General features: G+C 66.1%; 12 protein-coding genes. 6 read left to right on the plus strand and 6 right to left on the minus strand.

Translation table 11 applies throughout. The features are described from left to right. Window positions 1–9: 9 nt before the first annotated feature. The 3 genes from AC3WMU_RS21085 to AC3WMU_RS21095 form a co-directional block, all read right to left on the minus strand. A complete protein-coding gene (locus AC3WMU_RS21085; protein ID WP_492282940.1) occupies window positions 10–2,493 on the minus strand; it encodes a TonB-dependent siderophore receptor in 2,484 nt (827 codons plus the stop codon). 106 nt (window positions 2,494–2,599) lie between these two features. Next, window positions 2,600–3,604 carry a FecR domain-containing protein gene (locus AC3WMU_RS21090; RefSeq protein WP_492282941.1) on the minus strand — a complete coding sequence of 335 codons (1,005 nt, stop codon included), beginning with the start codon at window positions 3,602–3,604 and terminating at the stop codon, window positions 2,600–2,602. Then, window positions 3,583–4,080 (minus strand): sigma-70 family RNA polymerase sigma factor, encoded by a 498-nt coding sequence (locus AC3WMU_RS21095; protein WP_006223709.1) that lies wholly within the window; start codon window positions 4,078–4,080, stop codon window positions 3,583–3,585. The genes AC3WMU_RS21090 and AC3WMU_RS21095 overlap by 22 nt, the downstream gene beginning before the upstream one ends. A gap of 249 nt (window positions 4,081–4,329) precedes the next feature. Between AC3WMU_RS21095 and AC3WMU_RS21100 the strand changes: the two genes are divergently transcribed. The 6 genes from AC3WMU_RS21100 (at window position 4,330) to AC3WMU_RS21125 (ending at window position 11,117) form a co-directional block, all read left to right on the plus strand. After that, window positions 4,330–5,199, plus strand: coding sequence for an alpha/beta hydrolase family protein (locus AC3WMU_RS21100; RefSeq protein WP_006223710.1), 870 nt, complete (start codon window positions 4,330–4,332; stop codon window positions 5,197–5,199). A gap of 58 nt (window positions 5,200–5,257) precedes the next feature. Continuing rightward, the gene (locus tag AC3WMU_RS21105) at window positions 5,258–6,202 is read left to right on the plus strand and encodes an ABC transporter permease (RefSeq protein WP_006223711.1); all 945 of its coding nucleotides are present in this window, start codon (window positions 5,258–5,260) and stop codon (window positions 6,200–6,202) included. After that, window positions 6,199–7,020, plus strand: a complete 822-nt coding sequence (locus tag AC3WMU_RS21110; protein WP_006223712.1) for an ABC transporter permease — start codon at window positions 6,199–6,201, stop codon at window positions 7,018–7,020. The genes AC3WMU_RS21105 and AC3WMU_RS21110 overlap by 4 nt, the downstream gene beginning before the upstream one ends. After that, complete coding sequence (locus tag AC3WMU_RS21115) at window positions 7,017–8,672, plus strand: ABC transporter ATP-binding protein (RefSeq protein ID WP_006223713.1); 1,656 nt, start codon at window positions 7,017–7,019, stop codon at window positions 8,670–8,672. The genes AC3WMU_RS21110 and AC3WMU_RS21115 overlap by 4 nt, the downstream gene beginning before the upstream one ends. Before the next feature lie 81 nt (window positions 8,673–8,753). Next, window positions 8,754–9,374, plus strand: coding sequence for a GntR family transcriptional regulator (locus AC3WMU_RS21120; protein ID WP_006223714.1), 621 nt, complete (start codon window positions 8,754–8,756; stop codon window positions 9,372–9,374). A gap of 192 nt (window positions 9,375–9,566) precedes the next feature. Continuing rightward, window positions 9,567–11,117, plus strand: coding sequence for an ABC transporter substrate-binding protein (locus AC3WMU_RS21125; RefSeq protein WP_492282942.1), 1,551 nt, complete (start codon window positions 9,567–9,569; stop codon window positions 11,115–11,117). Between the two features lie 72 nt (window positions 11,118–11,189). On the opposite strand, the gene AC3WMU_RS21130 is transcribed toward AC3WMU_RS21125, so the two are convergent. From AC3WMU_RS21130 to AC3WMU_RS21140, 3 genes are all read right to left on the minus strand, one after another. Further along, window positions 11,190–13,706 carry a TonB-dependent siderophore receptor gene (locus tag AC3WMU_RS21130; protein ID WP_492282943.1) on the minus strand — a complete coding sequence of 839 codons (2,517 nt, stop codon included), beginning with the start codon at window positions 13,704–13,706 and terminating at the stop codon, window positions 11,190–11,192. Window positions 13,707–13,896: 190 nt separating this feature from the next. Next, on the minus strand, window positions 13,897–14,874 hold the full coding sequence (locus AC3WMU_RS21135) for a FecR family protein (RefSeq protein WP_492282944.1): 978 nt from the start codon (window positions 14,872–14,874) through the stop codon (window positions 13,897–13,899). 49 nt (window positions 14,875–14,923) lie between these two features. Continuing rightward, entirely contained in the window at window positions 14,924–15,430 is a 507-nt protein-coding gene (locus AC3WMU_RS21140; protein ID WP_006223718.1) for an RNA polymerase sigma factor, read from the minus strand. Between the last annotated feature and the right edge of the window lie 42 nt (window positions 15,431–15,472).

Consider the following 15,472-nt stretch of genomic DNA (forward strand, 5'->3'; position numbering starts at 1 on the left):
CTGGGCGCGTCAGAAGCGGTACTTCATCGTCAGCATCGCGTTGCGCGGATCGCCATAGAAGCCGCCGAAGCCGGTCGAGTAGTACTTCTTGTCCAGCAGGTTGTTGACGTTCAGCGTGGCGGACAGATGCCGGTTGAAGTCGTAGCGGGCCATCAGGCCGACCAGCGCGTAGGCATCCTGCTTGAAGGTCTCGTTGTTGGGGCCATAGTCTGCCTGGGCGATGCTGCTTTGCCAGGTGACGCCGCCGCCCACGGTCAGCGGATGCCATGCCCCCGGCAGCCGGTACGTGGTCCAGAGCCGGAACAGGCTGTTGGGCTGCCAGGTGTCGACGCGGCGGCCGTCGCCGTCCTTCAATTGGCGGTAGCTGTAGCCGGCGATCATCTGCCAGCCAGGCTGCAATTCGCCCGAGATTTCCATTTCGAAGCCTCGTGACGTGACCCCCTGCACCGTGCGGTACGCATAGGAGCCGCCACCGCCGCCGGTGACCCAGATGTTGTCGGGGTCCATCTCGGCCAGGTTGTCCTGCTTCAGTTCGAAGACGGCCGCGCTGGCGTTGAGCGCGCCGTTGAAGAACTCGCCCTTCACGCCCAGCTCGTAGTTGTCGCCCTCAAGCGGCGGCAGGAAACTGTTGTTGCGGTCGCGGTAGGCCTGCGGCTTGAAGATGCTGGTGTAGCTGGCATAGACGGACCAGTTGTCGTCCAGGTCGTAGACCACGCCGGCGAACGGAGTGATCTTGCCTTTTTCGCGCAGCTTGTCGCTGATGCTGGTGCCGTCGAAATAGTCGCTGTCGACATCGCGTTTCCAGTCGGTATAGCGCCCGCCCAGGATGATCGAAAAACGGTCGGTGGGGCGCAGACGCGCGGTGGCGTAGACACCCAGTTCTTCTTCCCGGGTCGTGGAATTGCCGGTTTGCGTGCCGGCGTAGTCGGGCTTGGGCGAATGGCCGTTCCAGTTGAAGATATCGGGAATCGACGCGTCATAACCCGGCAGGCGCCAGTTGGGGAAGGTGGCCCCGCCTTGTTCGTAGCGTGACGCGCTGACGCCGAGCACCAGTTCATGCTTGCGGCCCAGCAGCGTGAAGGGCCCCGTGGCGTATAGGTCCACCGCCGTCTGCTTGGGGCGTCCATGCCAGTTGGCCAGCCACAGGCCCGCGCCGGCGCCGGTCTCCCGGTCGGGATAGCCGTTTTGCGCATAGCCTTGCAGCGCGTCGTAATCGTTCTGGGTGTAGCTGACGATGGCCTTGGCGGTCCAGTCGTTGGCGAACGTGTGTTCCAGGCTGCCGAAGACAGAGGTCTGCTTGCGGTTGTAGTAGCTCCAGTCCGCGGCGCCGTTCATGCGACGCGAGAAGTCGGTGACCGAACCGTCGCTGAAGAAGGCGGGAAAGCCGCGGCTGGCGTTGTCCGTGCGGTCGTCCTGATACGTGATGCCTGCGGTCAGCAGCGTCGAATCGGTCAGGTCGGCTTCCACGATGCCGTAGAACACGTCCTTTTGCTGTTTCACGCGGCTGATGAATGAACCGTAGTCCTGATGCGCCGCGACGATGCGGCCGCGGATGCGGCCGTTCTCGACCAGCGAGCCCGACAGATCGGCCTCGGCGCGATAGCGGTCCCACGAGCCGGCGCTGGCCGACACCGAACCCGAGAAGTCGCGGGTGGGGCGCTTGCGCACCAGGTTGACTGCGGCGGCGGGGCTGCCCGTGCCGCTGACCAGACCCGTGGCGCCGCGTACCACTTCCACCCGATCGTAGATGGCGGTGTCGAAGGTGATGCCTTCCAGCTGGCTCGACGTGGGGATGCCGTCGAACAGGTAGGTATCCACGGTGAAGCCGCGCGAATAGACCTGCGTGTATTCCTGCGTGGCCGTGCTCTTGTCGACCGAGATGCCGGTGGTCTGGCCCAGCACGTCCTGGATGGTGTTCAGGCCCTGGTCTTCCATCTGCTGGCGCGTGATGACGCTGACGGATTGCGGCGTTTCGCGCAGCGACAGGTTCAGCTTGGTGGCGCTGGTCGATCCCGTGTAGGACTGGGTGTCTTCCGTCTTGCCGTCGCGCAGCGCGTCGGCGCTGACGGTGACTTCGGACAGGGTAGTGGCTTCCGCGGCGGCGACCGGACGCAGCACATAGCCGTCCGCGCCCGAGGGGTGGCCGGCCAGGCCGGAGTCCTTCAGCAAGCGGTCCAGTCCCGCTCGCGCGCCGAATTCGCCCGACAGCCCCTGGGTGCTGCGTCCCGCCACCAGCGCAGGGTCGATCGCCAGGTTGATGCCCGATTCGCCCGCGTAGCGCGACAGCGCCGGACCGAGCGGCCCAGCCGGGATTGCATAGCTGCGCACGCCTTGCGCGGCGGTGGCCGGTTGCGCGTGCGCGGCGCCTGCGGCGGCGGTGAGCGCCAGCGCCAGCAGCGCGCCGCGGACAGCGGCGGGCAGGCGTTTGGCGTGCAAGCGGGAAGCGGACGTGCGGGTCAAAGCTGGCCGTGAGCCAGGACGGCGGTGCGCCATGGGGTTCTCCGTAGATGGGCGTGTTGTGGTGTTGCTGGGGTTGTTGACACGCGAACGGAGAAAAGCGGACATGCAATGGCGGAGAAAGTTGTAACTACGCGGCGGTTCAGGCCGATCCGCCCCTGGCCTCCACCGTGACCCAGTAGCGGGTCCGGGTCACCACGCGCACGGGCAGGGTGGCGGGCAGCAGGGAAAGGATGCGGTCGGTGTCTTGCAGCTGGAACCCGCCCGACAGGCGCAGGTCGGCTACGGCCGGATCGCAACGGACGATGCCGGGCCGGTAGCGCGACAGTTCGTCCAGGAAATCCGCCAGCCGCATGTTGTCGGCGACCAGGACGCCGCGCGCCCATTCCCCGGCGCCTGCGGGCAGGGCCGCGACGGGGTCGGCGCCGGTTTCGTCGAACCGCACGCATTGTCCTGCCGCCACGCGCAAGCGCTGGGCGGGGGCGTGTCGGGGCGCGATTTCCACGGCGCCGTCCAACACCGACACACGGCAGTCCTTATCGGTCTGCCGGACGGTGAAGCGGGCGTCCTGCGTGCGGATCGCGCCCGAGTCGGTCGAGACCAGGAAGGGCCGGGCCATCGCCGGATGGGCGGGGTCGGCGGCCGTGCGTACCAGGATTTCGCCGGAACGGAGGATGAGGCGCCTGACCGTGGCATCGAAAGCCACGTCCATGGCGCTGGCGGTGTTCATCTGCACGACGCTGCCGTCGGCCAGCCGGATTTCGCGGCGCACGCCCGTGGCGGTGCGGTATTCGGCTGCCCAGCTGGACCAGGGCGCCATGCGCCACGCGGCCCACGCGGCGGGCAGGCCAACCGCCATGCCGCCCAGCGCGGCAAGCGCCTTGCGCCGGGGCATCTTGCGGTTCAGCGCAGAGCGCGCCAGCTCGGGCGGCAGCGTGCTGAATTGGGCATTGAACTGCTGCGCGCGTTGCCACGCGCGTTCGTTGTCCGGGCTTTGCGCGCGCCAGTGCTCCCATTCCTGGAAGGCTTCCGGCGCCGGCTCGGCGCCGGCGTGCAATCGCATCAGCCATTGCGCAGCCTGGCGCAAGGCCATCCGGTCCAGCGGGGCTTCGTGCGGACTGCCCATCAAGCGGCCAGCAGCAGGCATTGCTCGAACGCCTGCGCCATGTAGCGGCGCACCGTGCGGTCGGTGATGCGCATGGCGTCGGCGATCTGCCGGTAGGTCATGCCGTCAAGCTGCGCCATCAGAAACGCGGTGCGGGCCTTGGCGGGCAGGCCATCCAGCATGGCATCGATCTGATGCAGGGTTTCCAGGATGACGAGCCGCTGTTCGGGCGAGGGGGAAGTGGGCTCGGGCATCTGCGCCAGCGCCTCCAGCCAGGCGCGTTCCAACGATTGCCGGCGGTGGAAGTTGCACAGCACGTGCTTGGCGACGGTGGTCAGGTAGGCGCGCGGCTCTTGCAGCCGAAGCTCCTGCGCGCCGGGCTTGCGGCGCGATTCAAGAATGCGGGTGAACGTGTCCTGCGCCAGGTCGGCGGCATCGGACGTATTGCCCAGGCGCTTGTTCAGCCAGTTTCTGAGCCATCCGTGATGGCCGGCATAGAGTGTCTGGACGACATCCACGGCAGGATCCCCAACACGCCGGGTCCTGCCCGCACGCATCTATATTGATAATGATTCCCAATTGTATATGAGCATGACGTCTGCGAGGGTGGCGGCGAAACAACGGACCCGCCTTGCGGCCTAGGGAATCCCCTGCCTTGTTGACCGGAAACGCATGCGCCTAAAATTGGCGCCAATTTATGTGATTATTGTTCTGACCACCGGCATAGACCATGTGCCCGCCCGCGCGGCCATGGAAACGAGGAAATCATGCAGTCCAACGCAGCTCCCGCCATCCAACCCGACGCCGCCCGCGCGCGGGCCATGTACGACCTGGGCCACAGCACCGTTTTCGCGGCCCGCACCGATCCGCGCTTTTCCTATTGCATGTATGTGCCCCCGCACATCGACGCCGCCAAGCACCCGATGGAGCTGGTGGTGATCATGCACGGCACCGGCCGCGCCTTTGTGGAATACCGCGATGCGTTCGCCGAGTTCGCGCGCTGGAACGACTGCATCGTCCTGTGCCCGCTGTTCCCCGTGGGCCCGCTGGGCGACGGCAACCGCGACGGCTTCAAGCAGCTGCGCGAAGGCGACATCCGTTACGACCAGATCCTGCTGGACATGGTGGCTGAAGTCGGTGAGAAGTTCGGCCGCGATTTCAAGAAGTTCGGCCTGTTCGGCTATTCGGGCGGCGGCCAGTTCGTCAACCGTTTCGCCTACCTGCACCCGGAAAGCCTGTGGGCCGTCTCGATCGGCGCGCCGGGTTCGGTCACGCTGCTGGACCCGAGCCAGGACTGGTGGGTCGGCGTGCGCGACGCCGAGGCCCGCTTCGGCAAGGGCGTCGACATCGAGGCGCTCAAGCAGGTGGCGGTCCACATGATCGTGGGCAAGGCCGACCTGGAAACCTGGGAAATCACCCATCGCGAAGGCGGCAAGTTCTTCATGCCGGGCGCCAACGACGCCGGCAAGACGCGCCCCGAACGCCTGGAGTCGCTGCGCCGTTCGTTCGAAGCCCAAGGCGTGAAGGCGGTGCTGGACGTGGTGGAAAACGTGCCGCACGACGGCTTGAAGTGCGTGGGCCAGGTGCAGGACTTCCTGGCGGGCGCGCTGCACAAGTTGCGACATGCTGATAATTGATATCGCTGGACGCGGGCGCGGCGCACCGCCGCTCCGCGTCCGGGAATAGGAGAGGGCCATGCTGCGTTTTGCGCTATCCCGAATTGTCATGGCCGTGCCGACCCTGCTGATCGTGGCGGTGGCGGTGTTCGTGATGATCCGGCTGATTCCGGGCGATCCTGCCCAATTGCTGCTGGGCGACCTGGCGACGCCGGCCGCCCTGGCGGACCTGCGTGCACGCCTGGGGCTGGACCAGACCTGGCTGACCCAGTTCGGCATCTGGTTCGGCAACATGCTGCACGGCGATCTGGGATCGTCCATCAACACCGGCCAGCCCGTGCTGCCGCTGGTGTGGGACCGTTTCCTGATCAGCGGGCGCGTGGTGCTGGTGGCGGTGCTGTTTGCCGCGCTGGTGGCCGTGCCCGCCGGCATGATCGCGGCCTGGAAGCAGAACAAATGGCCCGACCTGTTCCTGGTCGGTTCGGCAACCCTGTTGGTGTCCATCCCGACTTTCTGGCTGGGCTTGCTGCTGCTGATCTTCTTCGGCCTGAAGCTGCAGTGGCTGCCGGTGGTGGGCTACGTGTCTATCGGTGAAGACTGGAAGGCGGGCCTGCTGTACCTGGCCATGCCGATCCTGACGCTCTTCCTGCATGAGATCGGGGTGCTGATGCGCATGGCGCGCGCCAGCACGCTGGAAGTGCTGCGGCTGGACTACATCACCCATGCGCGCGCCAAGGGCCTGTCCGAATCGGCCGTGCTGATGCGCCACGCCTTTCGCAACGCCTTCGGCCCGACCTGGACGCTGATCGGCCTGGTGCTGGGCAACCTGCTGGGCGGCATCGCGGTGGTGGAAACGGTGTTCACCATTCCCGGACTGGGGCGTTTGCTGGTGGATTCGATCTTCGCGCGCGACTATCCCGTGATCCAGGGCTGCCTGCTGTTCGTGGGCGTGGTCTACGTGATCGTGAACCTGCTGATCGACCTGTGCTATCCCATCTTCGACCCGAGAGTGACCGCCGAATGAAAAAGCGAATCGCAGCTAACGCGCTCCTGGGCGGCGTGATCGTCGGGGCGATGATCGTCGCGGCGATCATGGGCGCCTTCTGGACGCCGCATGACCCGCTCAAGATCAACTTCGTCGCCCGGCTCAAGCCGCCCGGCGGAGACTTCCTGCTGGGCACCGACGAATTCGGCCGTGACGAGCTGTCGCGCCTGTTGGCGGGCGCATCCAGCAGCGTCTGGATCAGCCTGCTGACCGTCACGTTCGCCATCGTGGCGGGCACCGCCATCGGCACCCTGACGGGTTTCGTGCGCGGTTGGACCGACCGCATCATCATGGCCTTCAACAACGCGCTGCTGGCCTTTCCGGGCCTGCTGCTGGCGCTGGGGCTGCTGGCGGTGGTGGGCGCCAACAAGTACGGCATCATCCTGGCGCTGGGCCTGGCCTACACGCCGTCGGTGACGCGCATCGTGCGGGGCACGGTGCTCTCATTGCGCGAAAAGGAGTTCATTGAATCGTCCCGGGTGCTGGGCAATTCCGAGCTCTACACGATGTTCCGGCACGTGCTGCCCAACTGCGTGGCGCCGCTTACCGTACTGGCCACATCCATGTTCGGCTGGGTGATCCTGGCCGAAAGCGCGCTGTCCTTCCTGGGCCTGGGCGTGCCGCCACCCGCACCGACCTGGGGCAACATGCTGGCCGCCGCGCGTCCGTTCATGGCGCAGGCGTCGTACCTATCCATTCTTCCCGGCCTGGCCATCGCGCTCGCGCTGCTGGGGATCAACCTGCTGGGCGATGCGGTGCGAGACCGTCTCGATCCCCGCATGAGGGGCGTGCAATGAGCGCACTGGTATCCGTATCGAACCTGACCCTGACGGTGGGCGCCGGCGGCCGCGAGATCGTCAGCGGCGTGTCCTTCGAGGTCGCGCCCGGTGAAATGGTCGGCATCGTCGGGGAATCCGGCAGTGGCAAGACCCAGGCCGCGCGCGCCATCATGGGGCTTACGCCCGCGCCGCTGGTGGTGGCGGGCGGGGCCATCCTGTTCGAAGGCGTGGACGTGACGAAGGCCGAGCCGGCCGTGCTGCGCAAGCTGCGCGGCGCGCGCATCGGCATGGTCTTCCAGGAGCCCATGACGTCGCTGAACCCGTCCATGCCGATCGGCCGCCAACTGGACGAAGGCCTGAAGCTGCACCGCAAGGACCTGTCCACGGCGCAGCGCCGCGAACGCATTCTTGAGATGCTGCGTCGCGTGGGCATCCGCGACCCCCAGGGGGCGATGGACGCCTGGCCGCACGAGTTTTCGGGCGGCATGCGCCAACGCATGATGCTGGCCTCGGTGATGCTGCTGGAGCCTGCACTGCTGATCGCCGACGAGCCCACCACCGCGCTGGACGCGGTGGTGCAGCGCGACGTGCTGGAACTGATGGTGGATCTGACGCGCGAACATCACACGGCGGTGCTGATGATCAGCCACGACCTGCCGATGGTGGCCCGCTACACCGAGCGCATGGTGGTGATGCAGCACGGCAAGGTGCTGGAAACCGGCACGACCGCCGGCATCCTGGAGCGCCCGCAGCATCCGTACACGCGCAAGCTGCTGGACGCCATGCCGCGCCGCCTGCCGGCCCGCAAGCTGGCGCCGGAGGCGCCCATCGTCGAAGTCAAGAACCTGGTGGTGGACTACGCAGGCCATCAGCGCCTGTTCTCCCGCACGGGCGCCAAGCGCGCCTTGAACGGCATCGACCTGCACGTCCAACCGCGCGAAGTCGTGGCCGTGGTGGGCGGATCGGGCTCGGGCAAGACGACGCTGGGCCGGGCAATCGCCGGGCTGCTGTCGCCCACCTCGGGCCAGATCCTGTTCCGCAACCAGCTGGTGAACCGGCGGTCTCCCGCCTGGCGCGACTACCGGCTGAATTGCCAGATGGTGTTCCAGGACCCCTATTCGTCGCTGGACCCGCGCATGACCATCGGCCAACTGGTGGGCGAAGGCCTGCGCATGCTGGACGACATGCCTTCGGCGGATAAGCGCCGCCGCGTGGACGAGGTGCTGGCCGAGGTAGGCCTGGGCTCCGAATACGCCAAGCGCTTTCCGCACGAAATGTCCGGCGGCCAGCGCCAGCGCGTGGCGATCGCCCGCGCCATCGTGCGCCGGCCCGCCTTCGTGATTGCCGATGAGCCGGTGTCCGCGCTGGACGTGACCGTGCGGGCGCAGGTGCTGGACCTGTTCGCCGACCTGCAGGAACGGCACGGCTTTTCGTGCCTGTTCATCAGCCACGACCTGGGCGTGGTCGAGCAGGTGGCCGACCGGGTGGTGGTGATGCGCGACGGCGGCATCGTCGAGCAAGGTTCGCGCGACGCCGTGTTCGACCGGCCGCAGGAAGACTACACGCGCAGCCTGCTGTCGGCGATTCCGGCCCTGGAATCCACCGATACCGGAGGGGTGCGCCTGCGTTGGCGGCTGGACGGCCAGGAGCCCCTGAGGGCAAGCGCCTGAGGGCAGGGGGGAACCCCCTGCTATCGCCGCAAGAAGTTATGCCTAAAATACGCGCTTGGAATTGATTGACGGGAGTGGTCCATGCCGAAAGCGGCAGCGACGCAACCCGGCCTGGTTGACCGTATTGCCCATGATATTCAGTCGGGTATGTATGGTCCCGGCGCCTGGTTGAAACAGATCGACCTGCAAGAACGCTATGACGCCAAGCGTCTGGACGTCCGGCGGGCGTTAGACCAATTGGCCGCCAAGCGGCTGATCGCGCACATCCCGAACCGGGGTTACCACGTGTACGCGATGGATCCGGACCAGCATCTGCAGATCCGCGACATCCGCGTCCTGCTGGAAACCGGGGCGGCCGCCGACCTGATGCCCAACGTCACGGCCGCCAAGGTCCGCGCCTTGCGCACCCTGGCCGAACGCTTCGCCAAGCTGCTGCACGACGGCACCTTGCTGGAGCAGTACGAGGTCAACCTGGCGTTCCACGCGGGGATGTACGACCTGTGCAGCAACCGTGAACTGGCCGCGCTGATCCAGGAAACCCGCGCGCGCGGCCCCGCGGCGCCCGCCAAGGAATGGGTAACCCGGTCACGCATCGAGATCTCGGCGCGCGAGCACTTCGACATGGTCGATGCGCTGGAGGCCCGCGACGTCAAGCAACTGCAGAAAATCATTGCCCAGCACGTGGGCCAGGATATTTCCTGACGCGAGCTTCCTGACTGGTTTGCGTTTCTCCCATGCGGCGGCTTCCTGAAAAGAGAGCCGCCGCGGTGTTTTTGCGCAGCCGTTTCAGGGATACCCCCGATGGCGGCCCTTGGCAGAGTCGCCATAATTAGCAGATTATTTTGGCGCCAATATATGCGTGAAATCTGCGCCGCACGCCGGGGAGTCTTTTCCATGCACCACCATTTCGTTCCGCGGGCGCTTGCGCTCTCCCTGGCGCTTGCCGCCGTGCCGGTCCATGCCGCCGTGCTCACTGTGGCGCAACCGGCCGACATCCGTTCGACCAACCCCGGCGTCAACCGCGACAACACCACCGACGGCGTGGTGCTGAACATCGTCGAAGGCCTGGTCGGCTACCGCGAGAACGGCACGGTCGGCCCGCTGCTGGCCAAGTCGGTCGACTTGTCGCCAGACGGCCTGACCTACACCTTCACGCTGCGCGACGGCGTCAAGTTCCACAACGGCGCCACGCTGACCTCGGAGGACGTGATCTGGAACTGGCAGCGCTACATGGATCCCAAGACGGACTGGCGCTGCCGCAGTGACTTCGACGGCCGTAACGGCCTGAAGGTGACGGACGTGTCCGCGCCCGATGCGAAGACCGTGGTGATGAAGGTCGACCGCAAGTCGGCGGTATTCCTGGATTCGCTCGCGCGCACCGACTGCGGCATGACCGCCATCATCTCCAAGGATTCGGTGGCGCCGGACGGGTCGTGGATCAAGCCCGTGGGCACCGGACCCTACATGTTCAAGGATTGGAAGCGCGGCGAATACACCCTGCTGTCCGCGTTCAAGGACTATGTCTCGCCCGAAGGCGACAAGCCGGACGGCTACGTCGGTTCCAAGCGCCCGCTGGTGGACGAGGTGAAATTCCTGGTGGTGCCGGACCCGTCGACGTCCAAGGCTGGCCTGATGTCCGGCGCCATCGACGCCAGCCAGATCACCAATACCGATGTGGGCGAATTGAAGAGCGCCAAGAACCTCACCGTCTTCAGCCCGCACGACGCCGTCAAGCACGTGCTGCTGTTCCAGACGCAGGACCCGGTGCTCAAGAACGTGAAGGTGCGCCAGGCGATCGCCGCTTCGCTGGACATTCCGCAAGTGGTCGCCGCCGCCTCCGAAGGCCTGGGCCAACTGAACAACTCGGCGGTCTACGCCGGCTCGGCCTACTACAAGGAAGCGGAAAAGCGCAGCTACAAGTACGACCCGGCGCGCGCGCAGCAGTTGCTGAAGGAAGCGGGCTACAAGGGCGAACCTATCGTCATCTACGCCAACAAGCGCGCCCACGTGCCCAGCTATCAGGTCGCCGTGATCGCGCAGGCCATGATGCAGTCGGTCGGCCTGAACGCCAAGATCGAGGTGCTGGAATGGGCCACGCAGCTGGACCGCTACAACACCGGCAAGTACCAGGTCAGCTCGTTCTCGTTCTCGTCGCGCCTGGATCCGTCGCTGAGCTTCGAGCAGTTCGCCGGCGACAAGGAAAAGCAGCCCCGCAAGGTCTGGGATGACCCCGCGGCGCAGAAGCTGATCGACGAAAGCTTCCTGGAATCCGACCCGGCCAAGCGCCAGGCCCTGTTCGACCAGCTGCACGCCCTGATGCTGGAACAGACCCCGATGCTGATGCTGTACAACGGGGCGGACGCCTGGGCGGTCAACAAGCGCGTGGAAGGCTTCTCGGTCTGGGAAGGCAAGCCGCGCGTCTGGGAAACCAAGATCGCGAACTAAGGCGGCGCGCCTGCGCGGGCGCCGTCTTGCACACTGGGCCCCGTGGCGATACCGCCCCGGGGCCCAGTGCGTTCAGAACGTGGCGCGCATCGTCAGCATGACGTTGCGCGGCGTGCCGTAGTAGTTGTTCTTGCTGTTGGAGCCCAGGCCCGAGTAGTAACGCTTGTCGAACAGGTTGTTGACGTTCAGCGTGGCGCTCATGGATTTGCTGATGTCGTACTGCACCAGCGCGTTGGCGACCGTGTAGCCGCCCTGGCGGGTCGTGTAGCCCGCCTGGCTCCATTCCCCGCCCGACTGCACCCATTCCTGGCCGCTGACCGAGCTCTTGCTTTGCACGGCCACGCCACCGCCCACCATCCACTTGCTGTACTGCCCCGGCAACCGGTAGGTGGACCACAGCTTGAACAGATGCGCCGGCGTGTTCTTGGCGTAGCGCTGGTCGCCCTGGCGGTCCTTGTTGTGGTTGAAGGTATAGCCCGCGTACAGCTGCCATCCGGGCGCCAGTTCGCCGCTGGCTTCGAGGTCGATGCCGCGGCTGACCACCTTGCCCTGCGCGATGTAGCAGCAGGCGCTGCCGTCGTCGGGGTTGGAGTCGGTGGGATAGCGGCCGTCGGGTGCGGCCTCGCCATTGCGCTCGGTGTAATAGAGCGCGGCCGACGTGTTGAGCTTGCCGCCCATGTGCGATCCCTTCACGCCCCATTCATAGGTGCGGCCGGTGATCGGGTCCAGCGGCCTGCCGGGCTGCGGGCCCGACAGGTATCCCGCCTGCGGCTTGTAGATCTCGGCATAGCTCACGTAGGTAGTCCAGGCCTCGTTCAGGTCGTACGTGACCGCGCCGAACGGCGTGATGACGTCGTTGTCCTTGAAGTTGTAGCGCTCGGTCCAGTTGGCGGTGCCGTCGTCGGCCATGCCCGAGCGTTCCAGGAACTGCTTGTAGTTGCTGATCCGCAGCCCGCCGATGACGTGCAGCGGATCGGCCAGCGACAGACGCAACCGGGCATAGGCGCCGGAGCGCTCTTCACCGTAATACGGGAAGTCGATGTAGGACGTGCCAACGCCGAAGTCAGGCGTCTCGGGTTCAGGCCAATACGCCTGCGACAGGTCCGCCAGGTTGACGGGGCCGCCGCCGGCAAGCTCCGTGCGCTTGGCGTGTGCCTTGTGCTTGCTGTAGTCGGCGCCGATGATGAAATCGTGCGAGCGTCCCAGCAGGTCAAAGCTGCCGGCCAGGTTGGCGTCCAGTTGGTTCTGGTAGCCGGCCGAGCGGAAATAGGCGCCGCTGTAAGCCATGCCGTCGCCGGTTGCCGGATCGACGGCGCCGCTCAGGTAGCCGTACTTGTCGTTGTAGTGCTGGGCGGAATGCGTGGCCGATAATGAGAATTTCCAGCCGTTGGCAAACGTGTGCTTCACGTCGCCGAAGATGTCCCAGGCCTCATGGTGCTTGGCGCTCCAGTCGGTTGCCAGGCTGGTGCTGCGGGTGAAGCCGATGTCCTCGCCGGTGTTGTAGCGCGGCAATCCGTAGTACCAGGGCGTTTCGCGGCGCTTGTCGTAGCTGGCGCCCAGCATGACCGTGGTGCGCGGGGCGACGTCGGCCTCCAGCACGCCGTAGAACGTCTGGCCGGCCGATGTGGCGGTGTCGTAGAAGTAGTGCTTGGTGTCGGCCGCCGCCACGATGCGCCCGCGCAGCTTGCCGTTCTCCACCAGCGGGCTGCTCAGGTCCGCGACGGCGCGATAGTTGTCCCAACTGCCGGCCGACACGCTGCCCTTGGCCTGGAATCCTTCCAGTGGCCGCTTGCGCACCAGATTGATGGTGCCGCCGGGTTCGCCCGCGCCGGAATACAGGCCGTCCGCGCCCCGCAATACTTCGATGCGGTCGTACTTGACCAGATCCGGGTCCGCGATGAAATCGTTCTTGCCCAGCGCCGCGACCGCGCCGCCATCCACCCGGATGTCCGTGATCTGGAATCCACGCGAAAAATACTTGCCGCCCGTGACGTATTCGTCGGGGACCACGGTGATGCCGGTCGCCGCGCTCATCGCGTCCGCCAGCGTCGTCATGCCGCGGTCTTCGATCTGGCGAGAGGTAATGACCGTGACGGATTGCGGCGTTTCGCGCAGCGATTCGGCGGTCTTGCCCAGGGTAACGGCCTGGGCGGCATAGGAATTGGTGTTTTCGGATGTGGCATCGTAGGCGCCCGTCACGGTGACCGGCGCGAGCTGCACCGGACCGGGCGCCGAGGTCAGCGTGATGCTGCCCCCGTCGCGTACGTAGCGGATGCCTGTGCCCTGCAGCAGTTGGTCCAGCGCTTGTTCCGGCGTCATGGTCTCGCTGACCTGGCGGGCGTTCAGCCCGGCCACCAGGTCAGGCACGAAATAGATTTCGATAGGCGCCTGCTGGCCGAGTTGCAGCAGCGCCTGGTTCAGCGATTGGGCTCGGATGTCGATCCGGACAGCGGCAGGTTGGGCCTGCGCGGTGCTGGGGGCGGGCAGGGTGCCCAGGCTTGCGGCCAGGCCGCAAGCGCCGATCCAGATGCGCCAGGCGGCGGGGCGGGAAAGCGCTGGCTTACGCTGGCGCGAAATGTCGATGCTCACGATCCTTCTTTTCCATGACGAGGCGTGCAGGCGCGATGCGCCGGTTTTCCTTTGGCCAAAGGTGCTTTGGAAGGCGGCGGGAATCCCGCCGCGCAACCGCTACTGTCCAGAGTGGAAAACGCGCAAAAGTCCGTAATGGAAAGCGCAGGTTAATTGAAACTAAATGTATTTATGCGCCCCGCCGGGCGGCTCAGCGCGCACGGATGACGATGCCGCCGTCGCTGCCCCGCAAGACCTCGACGGGAACCATCGACGGCAAGGCGTTCAGGAAGGCGCTGGGGTCGTCGATGCTAAAGACCCCTGCAATCCGTAACCGTCCCAGGCGCGCATCGGCCAGCAGGATGGGTTGCGCCAGATATCGGTTCATTTCGCTGGTGACTTCCGCCAGCGGCGCATTGGCGACGACGATCTTTCCCTGGCGCCAGGCGGTCAGCGCCTGCACGTCGACGGATTCGATGTCTGACAGTGCTTGGCCCGCGGGCTTGCGTACGCCTTGGCCGGCGGTCAGGTTGACGGCTTGCCGTCGCCACCAGCTTCCCGTCGTCACGGCAACCGATCCGGATTCGACGGCGACGGAAGTCGCATCGCCTTCGCGGCGGACGTTGAACCGGGTGCCGGTCACGCGGACGTGCGTCTGGCCCGCGTCGATCAGGAACGGCCGCTGCGCGTCCGGCGTCACCGAGAACATGATTTCGCCCGAATCCATGTCCACCATCCGACGGTCCGCATAAAGCCGCACGCGCGCGCGGGTGGCTGTGTTGATCTCGAGCATGGTGCCGTCCGCCAGCAGCACCTGGCGCCTTTCGCCCGCACGGGTCGTGATGACCTGTTCTTGCAGGATCGGGTCCGACGGCCACAGATTCCAGGTGACCCCGGCGATCGCGGCCGCGCTCAGCCCCAGTCCGAACGCCAGGCGCCGGCGGACGATATTCAACGGGCGGGGCGACGGCAGCACGCGGCGCAAGCGCTCGGCGTCGAACTGGGCGGTGGCCTGCCAGACGGCTTCCATCTCGGCGTAAGCGGCGGCGTGGGTGGGATCCGCCTCTCGCCACGCCTCGAATTCCGCCTGCTGGGCGGGCGTCATCCCACCCGACCGTACACGCGCGAACCAGTCCGCCGCCGCTTGCGAGGCAAGGTCGCTGGAATCGGGTTGAGAGGGATCCGTCATGGGCGCGCGGGTTGATGCCGTCTTGGGAAGCCGAAGACTATACAGGGGCTCAAGGGGCATGCTGCTTCAACCTGACGTGCAGATGGCGCATGCAGCGGGCCATATGCTTTTCCACCATGCTGACCGACAGGTCCATGCGCTGCGCGATCTCGCCCATGGTCCGGCCTTCCAGCCGATGCCAGGCAAAGACCTGCTGGCAAGGCAGGGGCAGTTCTTCCAGCGCTTGCTGCAAGGCGTCGGACAACTGGGCTGCCCGAGTGTTCGATTCGACTTCCGCGGCGACAGGGTGCTCGAGTTCCGCCAAATCCTGCCAGGCCACGCTATGGACCGAGACCTTGTCCCGATAGCGTGCCGTCATGCCATTGCGGATGCTGCGCCGCAGGTAAGCAGCGGGATCCCGAAGCAGATCGGGCTGCGCGGCCTGCAACAGGCTCAGCGCCGCATTCTGCGCGGCATCCTGCCCCTCATCGGCATCATGCTTGCGCCGTGCCCACGCACTGATGAGCTCAGCGTAATGGGCCAGCCATCCGGGCAGGGGCGGGCGTCGGGAGGACACGGGATAGGGGCCATTGGGGACAAAGGGGCGTGCATTATTGCA

It is taken from the genome of Achromobacter sp. FW305-C-13, assembly GCF_058783475.1.

Coding starts and splice junctions, on each gene's coding strand:
- AC3WMU_RS21105 (WP_006223711.1), top strand. CDS start 5,258: ATGCTGCGTTTTGCGCTATCCCGAATTGTCATGGCCGTGCCGACCCTG.
- AC3WMU_RS21085 (WP_492282940.1), bottom strand. CDS start 2,493: ATGGCGCACCGCCGTCCTGGCTCACGGCCAGCTTTGACCCGCACGTCC.
- AC3WMU_RS21090 (WP_492282941.1), bottom strand. CDS start 3,604: ATGCCTGCTGCTGGCCGCTTGATGGGCAGTCCGCACGAAGCCCCGCTG.
- AC3WMU_RS21120 (WP_006223714.1), top strand. CDS start 8,754: ATGCCGAAAGCGGCAGCGACGCAACCCGGCCTGGTTGACCGTATTGCC.
- AC3WMU_RS21125 (WP_492282942.1), top strand. CDS start 9,567: ATGCACCACCATTTCGTTCCGCGGGCGCTTGCGCTCTCCCTGGCGCTT.
- AC3WMU_RS21115 (WP_006223713.1), top strand. CDS start 7,017: ATGAGCGCACTGGTATCCGTATCGAACCTGACCCTGACGGTGGGCGCC.
- AC3WMU_RS21100 (WP_006223710.1), top strand. CDS start 4,330: ATGCAGTCCAACGCAGCTCCCGCCATCCAACCCGACGCCGCCCGCGCG.
- AC3WMU_RS21110 (WP_006223712.1), top strand. CDS start 6,199: ATGAAAAAGCGAATCGCAGCTAACGCGCTCCTGGGCGGCGTGATCGTC.
- AC3WMU_RS21135 (WP_492282944.1), bottom strand. CDS start 14,874: ATGACGGATCCCTCTCAACCCGATTCCAGCGACCTTGCCTCGCAAGCG.